The organism is Candidatus Symbiopectobacterium sp. (assembly GCF_020054415.1).
Classification (GTDB): Bacteria; Pseudomonadota; Gammaproteobacteria; order Enterobacterales; family Enterobacteriaceae; genus Symbiopectobacterium.
The window spans coordinates 1-14,709 of sequence record NZ_JAHWCO010000062.1 but is presented as its reverse complement, the minus strand read 5'-3'; the positions used below and the strand labels follow the sequence as shown (position 1 = coordinate 14,709).

Genomic DNA, 14,709 nt, shown 5'->3' with positions numbered 1-14,709 from the left:
ACACTGCGTAACCGATTGTAACGGCTCAATCGCAATACGCTCGGATATTCAAAATCATCCGAAATGCACGATAGGATCATCGGTACTTACATCGAACGCGAGTACTACGTTTGATGCTACATCAACTCATTGAATACACGAACCAATTTGTCACTCACTTGCCGCCTTCCTGCAACTCGAATTATTTAGGGTATATTGCGTAACGGTATAAAAGAGAGTCTCTTTCGCTGATGGGATAGCGCTGCCCCAGAATGTGGTGCAGCGGGGAGCGCGATTAAGACGGGGTTTGTAGTGTGAGTAACAGCCCTTCGCGACGCATCTGTGCCGCTTCTTCCGGTTGGCGCAGATGATCAAAGGCATCGGCGCGCCAGGCGTAATCAAAGGCATCCGGGCGCAGCGCCAACGCTGCCGCAAACGCATCGCTGGCCTGCTGCCATTCCCCCTGTTTCAGCATTAACTGTCCCAGGGTACTGTGCAGCAACGCGCTGTTATCGTGCTGTTTTAGCAACTGGCGCAGGAGTTTTTCCAATGAGGCCGGTTCGCCTGCGGCTAGACGTGGCATTAGCAGTACCAGACGTTCATCGTAGTGACGTTTCAATCCGTCGATCACAATCTGCTGGGCGGTATGGTGATCGTCACAGGCAATAAGGTGTTCCGCCATCGCCACTTGCAATGGCAAATCTTGCCGTACCTTACGGCTTTGTTCCTTCCACCATTGCTTCAGGCCTTCGCTGCCGCCTTCCGCCATCGCTTGTTCCATCAGACCGAGCAGGGCGGATTGGCGCAATGCCCCCAACTCCTCCTCAGTACGAATCTGGGTTTTGCGCATGGCAGGCAGAATATCTAACAGCGCACCGTAAGCATGGGTACGTTGGAACGCCAGTTCCGCTAACCGTAATACTTCAGGATGGCGCGGTGCGTATGCCAGCAAACTATCGACGCCATGGCGTGCGGCGTGATCCTCATTACGAGCCAGTTGGATGCGTACGCGGGTGATGTCTACCGGCAACTGATCGGTGTCGGCCATTTCAGCCGCTCGCTCCAGATATTGTCGGGTGCGAAATTCATCACCGCGCTGCTGCACGGCTTCGGCGGCCAGCAGATAGTTCACCACCGGTTGCTCTGCGTGATCCGCGTTACGCGTCAGCAGTTTTCCAACCTGAAGATAATCGCCCTCAGCCAGTTTAAGCAGGGCTGCTTTGGTCTGTTTTCTAGCGCGTGTGCGTTTACGGCCCAGGAACCAGCAGCGGGTGCGAAATACGCGGCGCAACAGCCACTCCAGCGCAAACAGAACGACCAACAGCAGCACCAGCATGATAACCAATCCGGTAACGCTGGTTTCGATGTTGTAGGTGTCGGTTTGCACCAGTACATAGCCCTGACGTCCTGCGAGCATCGGGCCAAGCACTACGCCAGCAATAAGGATCAGGAACAAGAACAGCACTTTCAGCATGATCAGCCCTCCTGTTGCAGCGCCGGCGATTGCGCCAGCAGATTACGCACTCGCGCTTGCATCAGTTTTTCCAGCAGCGGCTGGCTTTGCAGTGTAGTAGGAACATCCAGAGAGACGGGCTGCTGGCTTAAGCTGTCAACCTGTTCCAGAAAGGCTTTGGTGCCCGGATCGCTGGTATCAAAATAGGCCCGCACCCAGGTGGATACCGCTTCCAGCGACTGTTTGAAGGTCTCGTTCTGATGACGCGGCACGGCCTGTGCGGCGGTCAGCAGGCGAGCTCGGATATTTTCACGCAGGTAGAAATCCTGATTCGGCACCAGCAGGGGTTCGGCATTGCTGTCACGTCGGCGAATGGTAATAAAATCGGACATGAAGTTGTGCCAGCTTTTGCTCAGGTTCTGTCGCCATTCGCTGAGTGTTGCTGAAAGCTCGCTGTCGGTTTCATCCATTGGCGCATCATCGTCTTGGGTGTTATCGGCCAGACGCAGATTGTCTACCTGATCGGTTAACTTATTCACCCGCAAAATAATGCCGTCGAAATCCACCTGACCGACTGACGCCAGCGCGCTGATATCGTTGGCAATGGCGCGGCGCAGCTCAAGCAGGTTAGGATCGTTCATGTCAGCCAGACTGCCATCGGCGCTCTTCAGCAGTGCGCCCGCGGTCAGTACATCCTTATCACTCCACAGCTTGCGCACGGCCAGTTTGACCAGAAAATCCGCCTGCGCCAGCAGCCAGGTGCTGGTGTCGTGGTTGGAAAGGGCGGCCAGTTTCTGGCTAAGTTCGCTGGATTCACGCGTGACCCCGTTCAACTGGTTCGTGGTGCTGTCCTGCCACTGTTTTTGTTGTGCCAGCGCGGCCTGCCACGCCGTTTTATCCTGCTGATACTGTTGCTGTAGCGCTGCCAACTCACCCTTCATTTGAGCCATGGACGCGGCGTTTTGTTTCTCCTGCTGCTGTCCGAGATAGTACACGCCCCCGCTTAACAGCAGGGCGATAGCAATGGCAACGCCACCCAGCACGCGGCCATGTCCCGTACGGTCCCTGCGCGGTCCATCCGCTGACGCGGCGTCGGAGGACGAAAACGTGGCATCAGGGTGTTCTGTCACCGTTTCCGATGGGGTTGAAGGGGTATGGTGTTCCGCCATAATGGGTCATCCCATGGTCTGGTTTGTTGTACGGTTGGCCGTGCAGTCACGATAGCAGACGCACAAGCGCGTCGTTATCGGCATTGTCCGCGATAATCACATCACGCCAGCCAAGCTGGCGTGCCTCTAGCGCCAACCGTTCGCTAACAACGATAACCTGGCAGTGGAGCAGCCAGGATTCGCGATAATAATGTGGCACCAGCGCATACAGCTGATGCAGCATATCGCCGCTGGTGATCACCAGACGATCGATACCGAGTTGCTGCCAATGTCGGCTCTGTTCCGGCCCATCATAATAGACCGGACTGCGCTGATAACATTCACAATAACTGACCTGTGCGCCGCGTTCAGCGAGCGTTGTTGCTAGCAGCTCTCTGCCGCCATTCCCTCGTAATAATAGCGCGTTTTTGCCACTAATATTTTGTAATTTTGGCAGTTGCAGCAGCATTTCGCTGGTTTCCCGCTCGGGCGGATAGGCAACGGCGCGAGAAGTGGCCTGATGCAGCGCCAGTGCGGTGGTACGTCCTATGGCGTAATAAACCGGGATGGCGGGCCAGGATAAACCCACTTGCGTGAGTGCGGCGGCGGCGTAGCGCACGGCGTTCTGCGATAGCGCGAACAGCATATCGCCCTCGCGTAGCGCCGCCAGCCGTGCTGACAGGGAAGGCAATTCACTGCCGGGGGAAAAATCGATAATCGGGCTATGACAAGCCGCGTGTCCGAGCTTGCGCAGTCGTTTCACCAGTGCCTCCCCCGCTGGTGACGGGCGGGTCACCAGAATGGTCATGATGAGCCTGCACCCTGATAAACGGCGTGCAGAATAGCGTCTGCTCCGTTGGCTAACAGCTCTTCAGCCAGATCGATGCCCATGCGTTCCGCTTCGCTGGCGGGGCCGATGCGCTCACCGCGAATCATCTTGCTGCCATCCGGTGCGCCAACCAAGGCTCTTAGCCAGAGTTGCCCGGCATTGAGTTCAGCATAGCTGCCGATCGGGACTTGGCAGCCACCATCGAGGCGAAGATTCATGGCGCGTTCAGCAAGAACGCGGCAGGCGGTCTGTTCATGGTTGAGCGGTGCCAGCAGTTCGCGCACGCGGGCGTCATTTTCCCGGCATTCGATACCAATCGCACCCTGACCGACGGCGGGCAGCGACCCTTCCGGGGTGAGTGGCGTGCGGATGCGTTCTGACAGATTCAGACGTGACAGCCCGGCAACGGCCAAAATAATGGCGTCATAGTCGCCGTTATCCAGCTTGCTCAGGCGAGTTCCAACGTTCCCGCGCAAATCGCGGATGATCAGATCGGGTCTGCGAACGCGCAACTGGCACTGGCGGCGCAGGCTGGAGGTGCCGACACAGCTTTCGAGCGGGAGATCGGCCACGCTGGCATACCGATTCGAAACAAAGGCATCGCGCGGATCGTCACGCTCACAAATGGTATACAGGCCAAGCCCGTCGGGGAACGATACCGGCACATCCTTCATCGAGTGCACGGCGATATCCGCGCGGCCTTCCAGCAAGGCGCGCTCCAGCTCTTTAACAAACAGCCCCTTGCCGCCCACTTTTGCCAGCGGCGTGTCCAGGATGATGTCGCCGCGCGTCACCATGGGAACCAGTTCAACCTGCAACGTGGGGTAATATTGCTGCAACTGTTGTTGCACATAATGAGCTTGCCACAGTGCAAGTGGGCTTTGTCGGGTGGCAATCCTAAGGGTGTTGTCTACCATGCTTAATACCGTTTTTATCATTTAGCGCCATCGTATCACTGAGACGCTCAGGTGTCAGCGTTCCGGCGCTGAAGGTGCTGGATAGCGACGGTAGGGTGCGTGTTTTCACCATGAGGTGGGGGAATCGCGGCGTAATCATGCCAGAGAGCGAGGGGCAATAAGGGAAAGTAAGCTAATCGTGGCTAACTTTCTTTAGTTTCTTTACGCTCAATGAGCAAGGTGTTAAATTGATCACGTTTCCAGCACTATCTTATCAGTCACTCCTCTAATTCTATTGCTGATGAGTTTGGAACACGGGGTTTTTTCTAGGCACTGGGATAATCAGGCGGACCGTCTTGTACTTCTACATCGAGACTTTGAAGCAGAGACTGGACGCGATCAACCAACTGCGAGTTGACCGCGCTCTGGAAGCAATGAAACCCGCTTTTCAGCAGGTTTATCGCCTTCTGCCCGTATTATTGCATCACCATCACCCGCTCATGCCGGGCTACCTTGAAGGTAAGGTTCCGCACGGTGTGTGCACCTTCATGCCCGATGAAAACCAACAGCGCTACATCGACAGCATTGAACTGCGCTGGGGAGAGATCCCTGCCATCAATTCCCAAGGTGAATTGCCGATTACCGGCGTTTACTCCATGGGCAGCACTTCGTCCATCGGCCAGAGTTGCTCTTCCGATCTGGATATCTGGGTGTGCCACCAATCCTGGCTAGATCACGAAGAGCACCAGCGTTTACAGCAGAAATGTACCCTGCTGGAGCAATGGGCGGCGGCGCAAGGGGTGGACGTCATCTTCTTCCTGATTGACGAGAACCGTTTTCGCCACAATGAAAGTGGTAGCCTGGGCGGCGAAGACTGCGGCTCGACGCAGCATATCCTGTTGCTGGACGAATTTTATCGCACCGCCGTGCGCATGGCCGGTAAACGCCTGTTGTGGCATATGGTGCCGGTTGAAGAAGAAGAGCATTACGACGAATACGTCCTGTCGCTTTACGCGCAGGGTGCGCTTGCGCCCAACGAGTGGCTGGATCTGGGCGGATTGAGTTCGCTCTCTGCGGAAGAGTATTTCGGCGCCAGTCTGTGGCAGCTGTATAAGAGTATCGATTCCCCGTACAAAGCGGTACTGAAGACCCTGCTGCTTGAGGCCTATTCCTGGCAATACCCTGACACGCGCTTGCTGTCGATGGATATCAAAGCCCGGCTGCACAAAGGGGAGATCGTGGCGTTTGGACTCGATCCTTATTGTATGATGCTGGATCGGGTAACAGAATACCTCAGGCAAATTGAAGACCCCACGCGCCTCGATCTGGCGCGGCGTTGTTTTTATCTCAAAGTCTGCGAAAAACTGTCGCGCGAAAAAGCCTGCGTCGGCTGGCGGCGGCAGATCCTAAGCCAACTGGTGCAAGAGTGGGGCTGGAGCAGCGAACACCTTGCCATGCTGGATAATCGCGCCAACTGGAAAATTGAGCGCGTGCGTGAAGCGCACAATGAATTGCTCGATGCGATGATGCAAACCTATCGCAACCTGATCCGCTTTGCGCGGCGCAACAACCTGAGCGTGAGTGCCAGTCCGCAGGATATCGGTGTACTGACGCGTAAATTGTATGCCGCCTTTGAAGCGCTGCCGGGTAAAGTGACGCTGCTTAATCCACAAATTTCGCCTGACTTGTCCGAAGCGGATCTGACCTTTATCTACGTTCAGGGGGGTCGCGCCAACCGCTCTGGCTGGTATCTGTACAATCAGGCACCGTGTATGGATGCCATCATCAGCCATCAGCCGCTGGAATATAACCGCTATCTGAACAAACTGGTGGCGTGGGCCTATTTTAACGGGCTGCTGACGCCGAACACGCGCTTGCACATCAAGGGCAGCGAACAGATCGATATTGCCCGCCTGCGCGAGTTGGTGGATGACGTCTCCTGCCACTTCCCACTGCGTTTACCGGCACCTACGCCCAAGGCGCTGTACAGCCCGTGCGAAATTCGGCATCTGGCGATTATCGTCAATCTGGAGCACGATCCAACGGCGGCATTCCGCAATCAGGTGGTGCACTTTGATTTCCGCCATCTGGACGTGTTCAGTTTCGGCGAGCAGCAGCAGTGTCTGGTGGGCAGCATTGACCTGCTGTACCGCAATTCGTGGAATGAAGTGCGAACCCTGCATTTCAATGGCGAACAGTCAGTGCTGGAAGCTCTGAAAACCATTTTGGGTAAAATGCATCAGGATGCGGCGCTGCCGGAATCGCTGGAAGTGTTCTGCTACAGCCAACACCTGCGCGGTTTGATTCGCACGCGTGTGCAGCAGTTGGTGTCTGAGTGCATTGAACTACGCCTGTCCAGCACCCGACAAGAGCCGGGCCGTTTCAAAGCGGTAAAGGTGGCAGGGCAGACTTTGGGCCTGTTCTTCGAACGCCTGAGCGTATCTGTGCAGAAGCTGGAAAATGCGGTGGAGTTCTACGGCGCGATTTCCAACAACAAACTGCAAGGGTTGCCCACGCAGGTGGAGACCAACCATATTCATCTGCCAGCGGTCATCGACGGCGTGGCGAGCGAAGGGATCATCCAGTTCTTCTTTGAAGATCTGCCGGAAGAGCAAGGATTTAATATCTTTATTCTGGATGATTCGAACCGCGTTGAGGTTTATCACCACTGTGAAGGCAGCAAGGAAGAGCTGGTACGTGACGTGAGCAGTTTTTACTCCTCGTCCCATGACCGCTTTACCTATGGCTCCAGCTTTATCAATTTCAACCTGCCGCAATTCTACCAGATTGTGCAGTTGGATGGACGGGCACAGGTGATTCCTTTTCGCAGTGCGACGCTATCTCATTTGAACATACCGCCGGGCAATGAAAGCGCGTCGCCCGCGATCAAACAGCGGCTGCACATGCTGTAACGCTCTGGTTGTCCTTGGTGGTAACAGAGAGTTTTCCCGCGTTAATCGAAAGAGACGTCCTCACCTGCCTGCGCACTGCATGCCTGCGCCAGCAGCGCAAAAAAGGATTGGCCGCTGTGATCGCAGATCCACTGTTCCTTCTGACCCTTGTCTGGCTGATACGTAAAGTGGTAGCCACCGGCTTTGGTCGCCAACCATACCTGATGCAGTGGCTCCTGGCGGTTGATGACAATCTTGCTGCTGTTTTCGAAACTCAGTGTCATCACGCCGCCGTTGGTTTCGTAATCGATATCGGCATCACCGTCGAAGTCGTCCAACGCTTCTTCGATCGTCAACATTAACGCATCCGCTAATTGATGAAACTCACTGTCGTTCATTTTCGATTCCTATTGCTTTTCATGATCCACCTGCGATTATAGAGAGCATGCATAGATGATTGACAGGTCTTAATGACATGAAGCAGGTATTTCGTTCATTTTCTCTGGCGCTGATGCTGCTGGGATTGCTGGGATTGCTGGGATTGGTGGGTTGCGGGTTGAAAGGACCGCTTTATATGCCGAGCGGTGAGCCGACCAACATCCCAGACTCACAGAAGAATACGCATCAAAAGCCGTCGATGCGCCCGTAACCGGCACGGTTTCCTTTTAATCACGGATAACAGGTCACGATAGCAATTACCGCGCCCGGTTACATGAGCGGAGTCAGTATAATGCAGTTCGCTAAAATGCACGGTTTGGGCAATGATTTTATGGTTGTCGATGCCGTTACACAAAATGTATATTTTTCGCCGGAGCTGATTCGCCGTTTGTCGGATCGCCACCGCGGGGTAGGGTTTGATCAATTGCTAGTGGTCGAGCCGCCTTACGATCCTGAGCTGGATTTTCACTACCGCATTTTCAATGCGGACGGCAGTGAAGTGGCCCAGTGCGGTAACGGCGCGCGCTGTTTCGCCCGTTTCGTGCGTATCAAAGGGCTGACCAACAAACGCGATATTGCGGTGAGTACTCATACCGGGCGCATGGTGCTCAGCGTCACAGATGATGAGCTGGTGCGGGTGAACATGGGCGAGCCGGATTTTGAACCGCAGCGCGTGCCGTTTCGGGCCGCCAAGGCGGAAAAAACCTATATCCTGCGCGCCAACGATAATACGGTGTTGTGCGGTGTGGTTTCAATGGGTAACCCCCATTGTGTGATTCAGGTTAACGATGTTGATACGGCCAATGTGGAAACCCTTGGCCCGGTGCTGGAAAGCCACGAGCGTTTTCCTGAGCGCGTCAACGTTGGGTTTATGCAGATTGTTGACCGTAGCCACATACGCCTGCGGGTTTACGAACGTGGCGCGGGCGAAACGCAGGCCTGTGGCAGCGGTGCCTGTGCCGCCGTGGCGGTGGGCATTCAGCAAGGGCTATTGGCGGATGAAGTTCGCGTCTCGTTACCGGTGGGCGATCTTGATATCCATTGGAAAGGGGTCGTGCATCCGCTTTATATGACCGGTCCTGCCACCCATGTCTATGATGGATTTATTCATTTATGAAGCAGGTCGAGGAACAGGCAGAACGCCAGAGCGCACTGAGTGACGAACTGATTTTGCAATTCCTGCAACAGAACCCTGATTTCTTTATTCGCAATGCGCGGCAGGTCGAGCAGATGCACATTCCGCACCCGGTGCGGGGGACGGTCTCGCTGGTTGAATGGCAGTTAGCGCGCCAGCGGCACCACATTGCGCAGTTGGAAGAAGAGATCACCTTGCTGATGGAGCAGGCGCGCGGCAACGAAGTGTTGTTCCGTCGTCTGCTGGCGTTACAAACCGATTTGTCAGCGGCTACCGGGTTGCATGACTTGCTTGAACGCCTACAGCGCTGGGCACGCCAACAAGGGTTGGTTGGCGCGGATATTTGCCTGTTCAGTGATAAATGGCGTATCAGCGCGCCTTCGCGCTTTACCCATTTGGCGCTGTCGCGTTCGTTGTTTGAACCGCTGCGCATACAGCGTTTTCGTGACAGTAACCACTATCTTGGCAGCCTTAACGGGCCGGAACTGCTATTACTGCTACCGCAGGCGCGGCAGGTGGGCTCCGTAGCGCTGTCGCTGTTGGGAAAAAACGACTCGCTGGGCCTGGTGATTTTCAGTAGCCGTGACAGTCATCACTATCAAGACGGCATGGGTACCGTGCTGTTGCAACACCTGGCCAACCTGCTGCCGGATATGCTGGCGCGTTGGGTCGAGCGGGCATGAGCGACGCCGCGCTGCCTTCACCATTGTTGACCTCGGTCGCAGCGTTTTTACGTTATTTGAAAGCGGAACGCCAACTCAGTCCGCTGACGCAGGAAAATTACTGCCGTCAACTGGGTGCCATTGCCGCCATGCTGGATGAAATGGGCATCACCGACTGGCACACGCTGGATGCGGCGGGGGTGAGATCAGTGGCTGCGCGCAGCAAACGCGGTGGATTGCAAGCGGCAAGTCTGGCGTTGCGCCTTTCGGCACTGCGCAGTTTTCTTGATTGGCAGGTGGCGCGAGGGGTGTTAACCGCCAACCCGGCGCGCGGTATTTCTGCGCCCAAAGCGGGCCGACATCTGCCGAAAAACATGGATGTGGATGAAATAGATCGCCTGCTGGAGATCGATCTCAACGATCCGCTTGCGGTACGCGATCGCGCCATGCTGGAAGTGATGTACGGCGCGGGCTTACGTTTGGCGGAACTGGTCGGTATGGAGTGCCGACATGTCGATTTGGACGGAGGCGAAGTGTGGTTCGTGGGAAAGGGCAGCAAAGAGCGCAAGCTGCCGCTGGGGCGTACCGCCGTGCACTGGCTGCGTGAGTGGCTGGAACGCCGTGAGCTGTTTGGTCCGGAAGATGATGCCATCTTCATTACCCGACAGGGCAAGCGCATTTCGATGCGCAACGTGCAAAAGCGCTTTGCCGAGTGGGGGATCAAGCAGGGGCTGAACAGCCACGTCCATCCGCATAAACTACGCCACTCTTTTGCCACCCATATGTTGGAATCAAGCGGTGACCTGCGCACGGTGCAGGAACTGCTGGGGCATGCCAATCTTTCTACCACTCAAATTTATATCCATTTAGATTTTCAGCATTTGGCGACGGTGTACGATGCCGCACATCCGCGTGCCAAACGAGGGAAGACATGATGCATTTTTACCGTCCACTGGCACCGATAGCCGCCATGACGTTTGATTTAGACGATACGCTGTACGATAACCGTGAAGTAATTCAGCGCACCCAACTGGAATCGGTGCGCTTTCTGCAAGCCTTTCACCCTGCTCTGAGCGCTGTGCAGTCTAGCGATTTACAGCGTATTCGCGAAGCGCTGCGTGAACAGGAGCCGGAGATATACCATGATGTCACCGAGTGGCGTCGGCGGGCAGTCGCGCAATTGTTGTTGGAGGCGGGGCTGGATGCGGTGACGGCGAGCCAAGGTGCAGCGCAGGCGATGGCGCACTTTGCTCACTGGCGCAGCCAGATTACTCCGACGCAGGAAACCCATGATACGTTGCACGCCTTGTCCCAGCGTTGGCCGCTGGTTGCTATCACCAATGGCAATGCCGATCCCAGCCGCTTCGGGCTGGATCGCTACTTTCGGTTTATCTTGCGCGCGGGGCCGAACGGTCGCGCCAAACCCTTTGGTGATATGTACCATCGGACAGCGCAGGCGCTGGGCGTGGCTCCGGGGCAGATTCTGCACGTGGGTGACGACTTGACCACCGACGTGGCCGGTGCGGTGCGTAATGGCTTGCAAGCGTGCTGGATTAACCCGCATAAAGGCAACCTGATGAAGATTGACGACGCGCGGCTATTGCCGCATGTGGAAATTTCACGGTTGGCATTGCTCACAACGCTGCTATAATTCTGCTAATTTAGCTGTATAAATCACCAGTGAAGTAAGTGCCCCTGGGGTTACTGCTTGTCTGTTAACGGATAACTGTACCGATGGACGTTTCTGAACTTCTTGATGGCCTGAACAATAAACAGCGCGATGTTGTTGCCGCGCCGCGTGGGAATCTTCTTGTACTGGCGGGTGCCGGAAGCGGCAAAACGCGGGTGCTGGTGCATCGTATCGCCTGGTTGACGTCCGTTGAGCAGTGCTCGCCCTATTCCATCATGGCGGTGACGTTTACCAACAAGGCGGCGGCGGAGATGCGCCACCGTATCAAGCATTTGATCGGCACCAGTCAGGGCGGCATGTGGATCGGCACTTTCCACGGTCTGGCGCACCGCCTGCTGCGCACTCACCATCTTGATGCAGGTTTGCCGCAGGATTTTCAAATTCTGGACAGTGAAGATCAACTGCGTCTGCTCAAGCGCCTGATTCGGGCGCTGAATCTGGATGACAAACAGTGGCCGGCGCACCAGGCGATGTGGTACATCAATGGCAAGAAAGACGAAGGTCTGCGCCCACAGCATATCGAAAGCTATGGCAATCCCGTTGAGCAAACCTGGCTCAAGGTCTATCAGGCCTATCAGGAAGCGTGCGATCGCGCCGGACTGGTCGATTTTGCCGAACTCCTGCTGCGCGCTCACGAACTGTGGCTGAATAAACACCATATTCTCAGTCACTACCGCGAGCGCTTTACCAATATTCTGGTGGACGAATTTCAGGATACCAACCGTATTCAGTACGCCTGGATTCGCATGCTGGCGGGAGACACCGCCAGCGTGATGATCGTCGGTGATGACGATCAGTCAATTTATGGCTGGCGCGGGGCGCAGGTGGAAAACATCCATCTGTTTTTAAATGACTTCCCCAAAGCCGAAACCATTCGTCTGGAGCAGAACTATCGCTCCACCGGAAACATTCTTACTGCGGCTAATGCGCTGATTGCACACAACGGCGGGCGGTTGGGTAAAAACCTGTGGACGGAAGATGCGCAGGGGGACCCAATCTCCTTGTACTGCGCGTTTAACGAGCTGGATGAAGCCCGTTTTGTGGTTAATCGCATCAAGGTGTGGCAGGAAAATGGCGGTGTACTCAAGGAAAACGCCATCCTGTATCGCAGCAACGCCCAATCACGCGTGCTGGAAGAGGCCTTGCTACAACAGAACATGCCGTACCGGATTTATGGCGGCATGCGCTTCTTCGAACGTCAGGAAATTAAAGATGCGCTCGCCTATTTGCGCCTGATTGCCAACCGCAATGATGATGCTGCCTTTGAGCGCGTGGTGAATACCCCAACGCGCGGTATTGGTGATCGCACCTTGGATGTGGTGCGTCAAACCGCGCGCGATCGACAGGTGACGCTGTGGCAATCCAGCCGCGTGCTGTTGCAGGAAAAAGCGCTGGCAGGGCGAGCTGCTTCGGCGTTGCAGCGCTTCCTCGAGTTGGTGGAAGCACTGGCCTATGAAACCGCCGATTTGCCGCTGCACGTGCAAACCGACCGCGCTATCAAAGATTCCGGCCTGTGGCAGATGTATGAGCAGGAAAACGGCGAGAAAGGGCAAGCGCGGGTAGAAAACCTGGAAGAACTGGTGACGGCAACGCGCCAGTTCAGCTATCAGGAAGAAGACATGGACCTGATGCCGTTGCAGGCGTTTCTCTCTCACGCGGCATTGGAAGCGAGGGAGGGGCAGGCCGATGCTTATCAGGATGCGGTGCAACTGATGACGCTGCACTCCGCCAAAGGGCTGGAGTTTCCTCAGGTGTTTATCGTTGGCATGGAAGAGGGCATGTTCCCGAGCCAGATGTCGCTGGATGAGGGAAGGCGTCTCGAAGAAGAGCGCCGTCTGGCCTATGTCGGCGTGACGCGCGCCATGCAGAAGCTCACCCTGACTTATGCCGAAAGCCGGCGGTTGTACGGCAAGGAAACCTATCATCGCCCATCGCGTTTTGTTGGTGAACTGCCTGTCGAGTGCGTGGAGGAAGTGCGTCCGTGTGCCAGCGTGTCGCGTCCAGTCAATCACCAGCGCTTGGGTACTCCAGTGAGCCAAAGTGACAGCGGCTATGCCTTGGGCCAGCGGGTGCGCCACGACAAATTTGGCGAAGGGACCATCATCAATCTGGAAGGCAGCGGTGAGCATTGTCGTTTACAGGTCTCTTTCCAGGGACAAGGTATCAAGTGGCTGGTCGCCGCCTATGCGCGGTTGGAGACGGTATAACACAGGCATCAACACTGTCGCGTTTGACAGAAAAGGAGAACAACCGGGATGACGTTAGACGAGATAATCACTGCCCTGCGTGGCAAGAAATGGGTCGACCTGACGCACAGCGTAACAGAATCAATCCCGATCTTTAGCGCGTTTCCCGGCGTGCAGCGCAACACGCTGTATGCGGTTTAGCAGGATGGCTTTTTTGCCCAACAGATCACCTTTGTAACCCAGACGGGTACGCACATTGATGCCCCTGCGCATTTTTCTCTGGGCAAACGCTGTCTGGATGGTCTTTCCAACAAGGCATTGTTGCTGCCGTTGCGCGTGATCCACAAGCAGGAGGCGGTGGCACAGGATGCCGACTACCGTCTCGGCGTACAGGACATTGTGGATTTCGAGCAACAATACGGTCAGATCCCATCGGGTTGCTTTGTGGCGTTCGCCAGCGGTTGGATCAAGCGCTGGCCGGATGCGCAGGCCTTTGCCAACAACGATGCCGAAGGCAATAGCCATACGCCGGGTTGGTCCATAGAGGCATTGCGCTTTTTGTTTGAACAGCGCCAGATTGCTGCCGTCGGCCATGAAACACTGGACACTGATGCCGCCGTGGATTTTCGTCGCAACAATGGGCTGATTGGCAAATTCTATGTGCTCGATCGCGATGCCTGGCAGGTCGAGGTGATGAACAACCTGGATCAGGTGCCTGCTGTCGGGGCGTATCTTCAGGTCAGCTTTCCCAATTTTGCCGGTGTGCCGGGCTTTCCGGTTCGGGCGATTGCCTATCTGCCTGACGATGAGTGCTAAATGGTATGGAGGCGGCGTGGGAAAGTCACCTCCGCCGCACGTGCTTATCGTTTGAGGCTGAATTGAACAATTCGGGCATCTTTTATACCCGTGATCATTGAAGATGCTTGATTTTACGCGGTAAGAAGATCGTGCTCACCCACTATGAAGATATTTATTACCGACAAGCAAAAAGCCGAACTCGAACACCTTCATGACACCAGTCGTGATAAGCGTGTTTGTGATCGCATCAAAGCCATCCTGCTGGCCTCCGAAGGCCGGAGCTCTGCGATGATTGCGCAAGCTCTGCGTCTGCACGAAACGACGGTAAACCAACATATCAACGATTACGTCAACATTCGCAAACTTAAACCTGAAAACGGTGGGTCTGCAAGTCGGCTTTGTGCTGAAAAGACTGCGCTCTTAATCAGCTATTTATCTAAACATCTCTTCCATCATACCCACGACATCGTGGCTTATGTCGAACATCGCTGGGCTATCCGATTCAGTATTCCCGGCATGAACAAGTGGTTGCACCGTCATGGTTTCTCCTACAAAAAACCGGCGGGCGTACCCCATAAATTCAGTGAAGAAAATCATAAGCATT

At 55.4% G+C, this 14,709-nt stretch carries 13 protein-coding genes and 2 pseudogenes; 10 read left to right on the top strand and 5 right to left on the bottom strand.

Annotated elements, in window-relative coordinates; all coding sequences use genetic code 11:
• Nucleotides 1-114: pseudogene (locus QZ506_RS02110) on the top strand (IS1 family transposase); the annotation flags it as partial.
• Nucleotides 115-274: 160 nt separating this feature from the next.
• Here QZ506_RS02110 and hemY read toward each other — a convergent pair.
• The 4 genes from hemY to hemC are packed head-to-tail and all read right to left on the bottom strand — an operon-like array spanning nt 275 to nt 4,326.
• On the bottom strand, nt 275-1,453 hold the full coding sequence (gene hemY / locus QZ506_RS02105; protein WP_291968711.1) for a protoheme IX biogenesis protein HemY: 1,179 nt from the start codon (nt 1,451-1,453) through the stop codon (nt 275-277).
• 2 nt (nt 1,454-1,455) lie between these two features.
• A complete protein-coding gene (gene hemX, locus QZ506_RS02100) occupies nt 1,456-2,601 on the bottom strand; it encodes a uroporphyrinogen-III C-methyltransferase (protein WP_291968709.1) in 1,146 nt (381 codons plus the stop codon).
• A 46-nt stretch (nt 2,602-2,647) separates the two neighbouring features.
• On the bottom strand, nt 2,648-3,388 hold the full coding sequence (gene hemD / locus QZ506_RS02095) for a uroporphyrinogen-III synthase (protein WP_291968707.1): 741 nt from the start codon (nt 3,386-3,388) through the stop codon (nt 2,648-2,650).
• Nucleotides 3,385-4,326: a hydroxymethylbilane synthase gene (gene hemC / locus QZ506_RS02090; protein WP_291968705.1), complete on the bottom strand. Its 942-nt coding sequence runs from the start codon at nt 4,324-4,326 to the stop codon at nt 3,385-3,387. Before hemC ends, hemD begins: the two co-directional genes overlap by 4 nt.
• Before the next feature lie 335 nt (nt 4,327-4,661).
• On the opposite strand from hemC, the gene QZ506_RS02085 reads away from it, so the two are divergent.
• The gene (locus QZ506_RS02085; protein WP_291968703.1) at nt 4,662-7,217 is read left to right on the top strand and encodes a class I adenylate cyclase; all 2,556 of its coding nucleotides are present in this window, start codon (nt 4,662-4,664) and stop codon (nt 7,215-7,217) included.
• 41 nt (nt 7,218-7,258) lie between these two features.
• Here QZ506_RS02085 and cyaY read toward each other — a convergent pair whose 3' ends face one another.
• A complete protein-coding gene (cyaY, locus tag QZ506_RS02080; RefSeq protein ID WP_291968701.1) occupies nt 7,259-7,594 on the bottom strand; it encodes an iron donor protein CyaY in 336 nt (111 codons plus the stop codon).
• A 77-nt stretch (nt 7,595-7,671) separates the two neighbouring features.
• Between cyaY and QZ506_RS02075 the strand changes: the two genes are divergently transcribed.
• The 8 genes and pseudogenes from QZ506_RS02075 to QZ506_RS02040 form a co-directional block, all read left to right on the top strand.
• Nucleotides 7,672-7,845 (top strand): lipoprotein, encoded by a 174-nt coding sequence (locus tag QZ506_RS02075; protein ID WP_291968713.1) that lies wholly within the window; start codon nt 7,672-7,674, stop codon nt 7,843-7,845.
• A gap of 81 nt (nt 7,846-7,926) precedes the next feature.
• Nucleotides 7,927-8,751 carry a diaminopimelate epimerase gene (gene dapF / locus QZ506_RS02070; protein WP_291968700.1) on the top strand — a complete coding sequence of 275 codons (825 nt, stop codon included), beginning with the start codon at nt 7,927-7,929 and terminating at the stop codon, nt 8,749-8,751.
• A complete protein-coding gene (locus tag QZ506_RS02065) occupies nt 8,748-9,452 on the top strand; it encodes a DUF484 domain-containing protein (RefSeq protein ID WP_291968698.1) in 705 nt (234 codons plus the stop codon). Before dapF ends, QZ506_RS02065 begins: the two co-directional genes overlap by 4 nt.
• Entirely contained in the window at nt 9,449-10,366 is a 918-nt protein-coding gene (gene xerC, locus QZ506_RS02060; protein WP_291968696.1) for a tyrosine recombinase XerC, read from the top strand. Before QZ506_RS02065 ends, xerC begins: the two co-directional genes overlap by 4 nt.
• On the top strand, nt 10,366-11,082 hold the full coding sequence (yigB, locus tag QZ506_RS02055) for a 5-amino-6-(5-phospho-D-ribitylamino)uracil phosphatase YigB (protein ID WP_291968694.1): 717 nt from the start codon (nt 10,366-10,368) through the stop codon (nt 11,080-11,082). Before xerC ends, yigB begins: the two co-directional genes overlap by 1 nt.
• Before the next feature lie 83 nt (nt 11,083-11,165).
• Complete coding sequence (gene uvrD / locus QZ506_RS02050) at nt 11,166-13,328, top strand: DNA helicase II (protein ID WP_291968693.1); 2,163 nt, start codon at nt 11,166-11,168, stop codon at nt 13,326-13,328.
• A 48-nt stretch (nt 13,329-13,376) separates the two neighbouring features.
• Nucleotides 13,377-14,123: pseudogene (locus QZ506_RS02045) on the top strand (cyclase family protein).
• A 144-nt stretch (nt 14,124-14,267) separates the two neighbouring features.
• The coding region (locus tag QZ506_RS02040) for a winged helix-turn-helix domain-containing protein (protein ID WP_291968692.1) at nt 14,268-14,709 on the top strand (442 nt) is incomplete at its 3' end.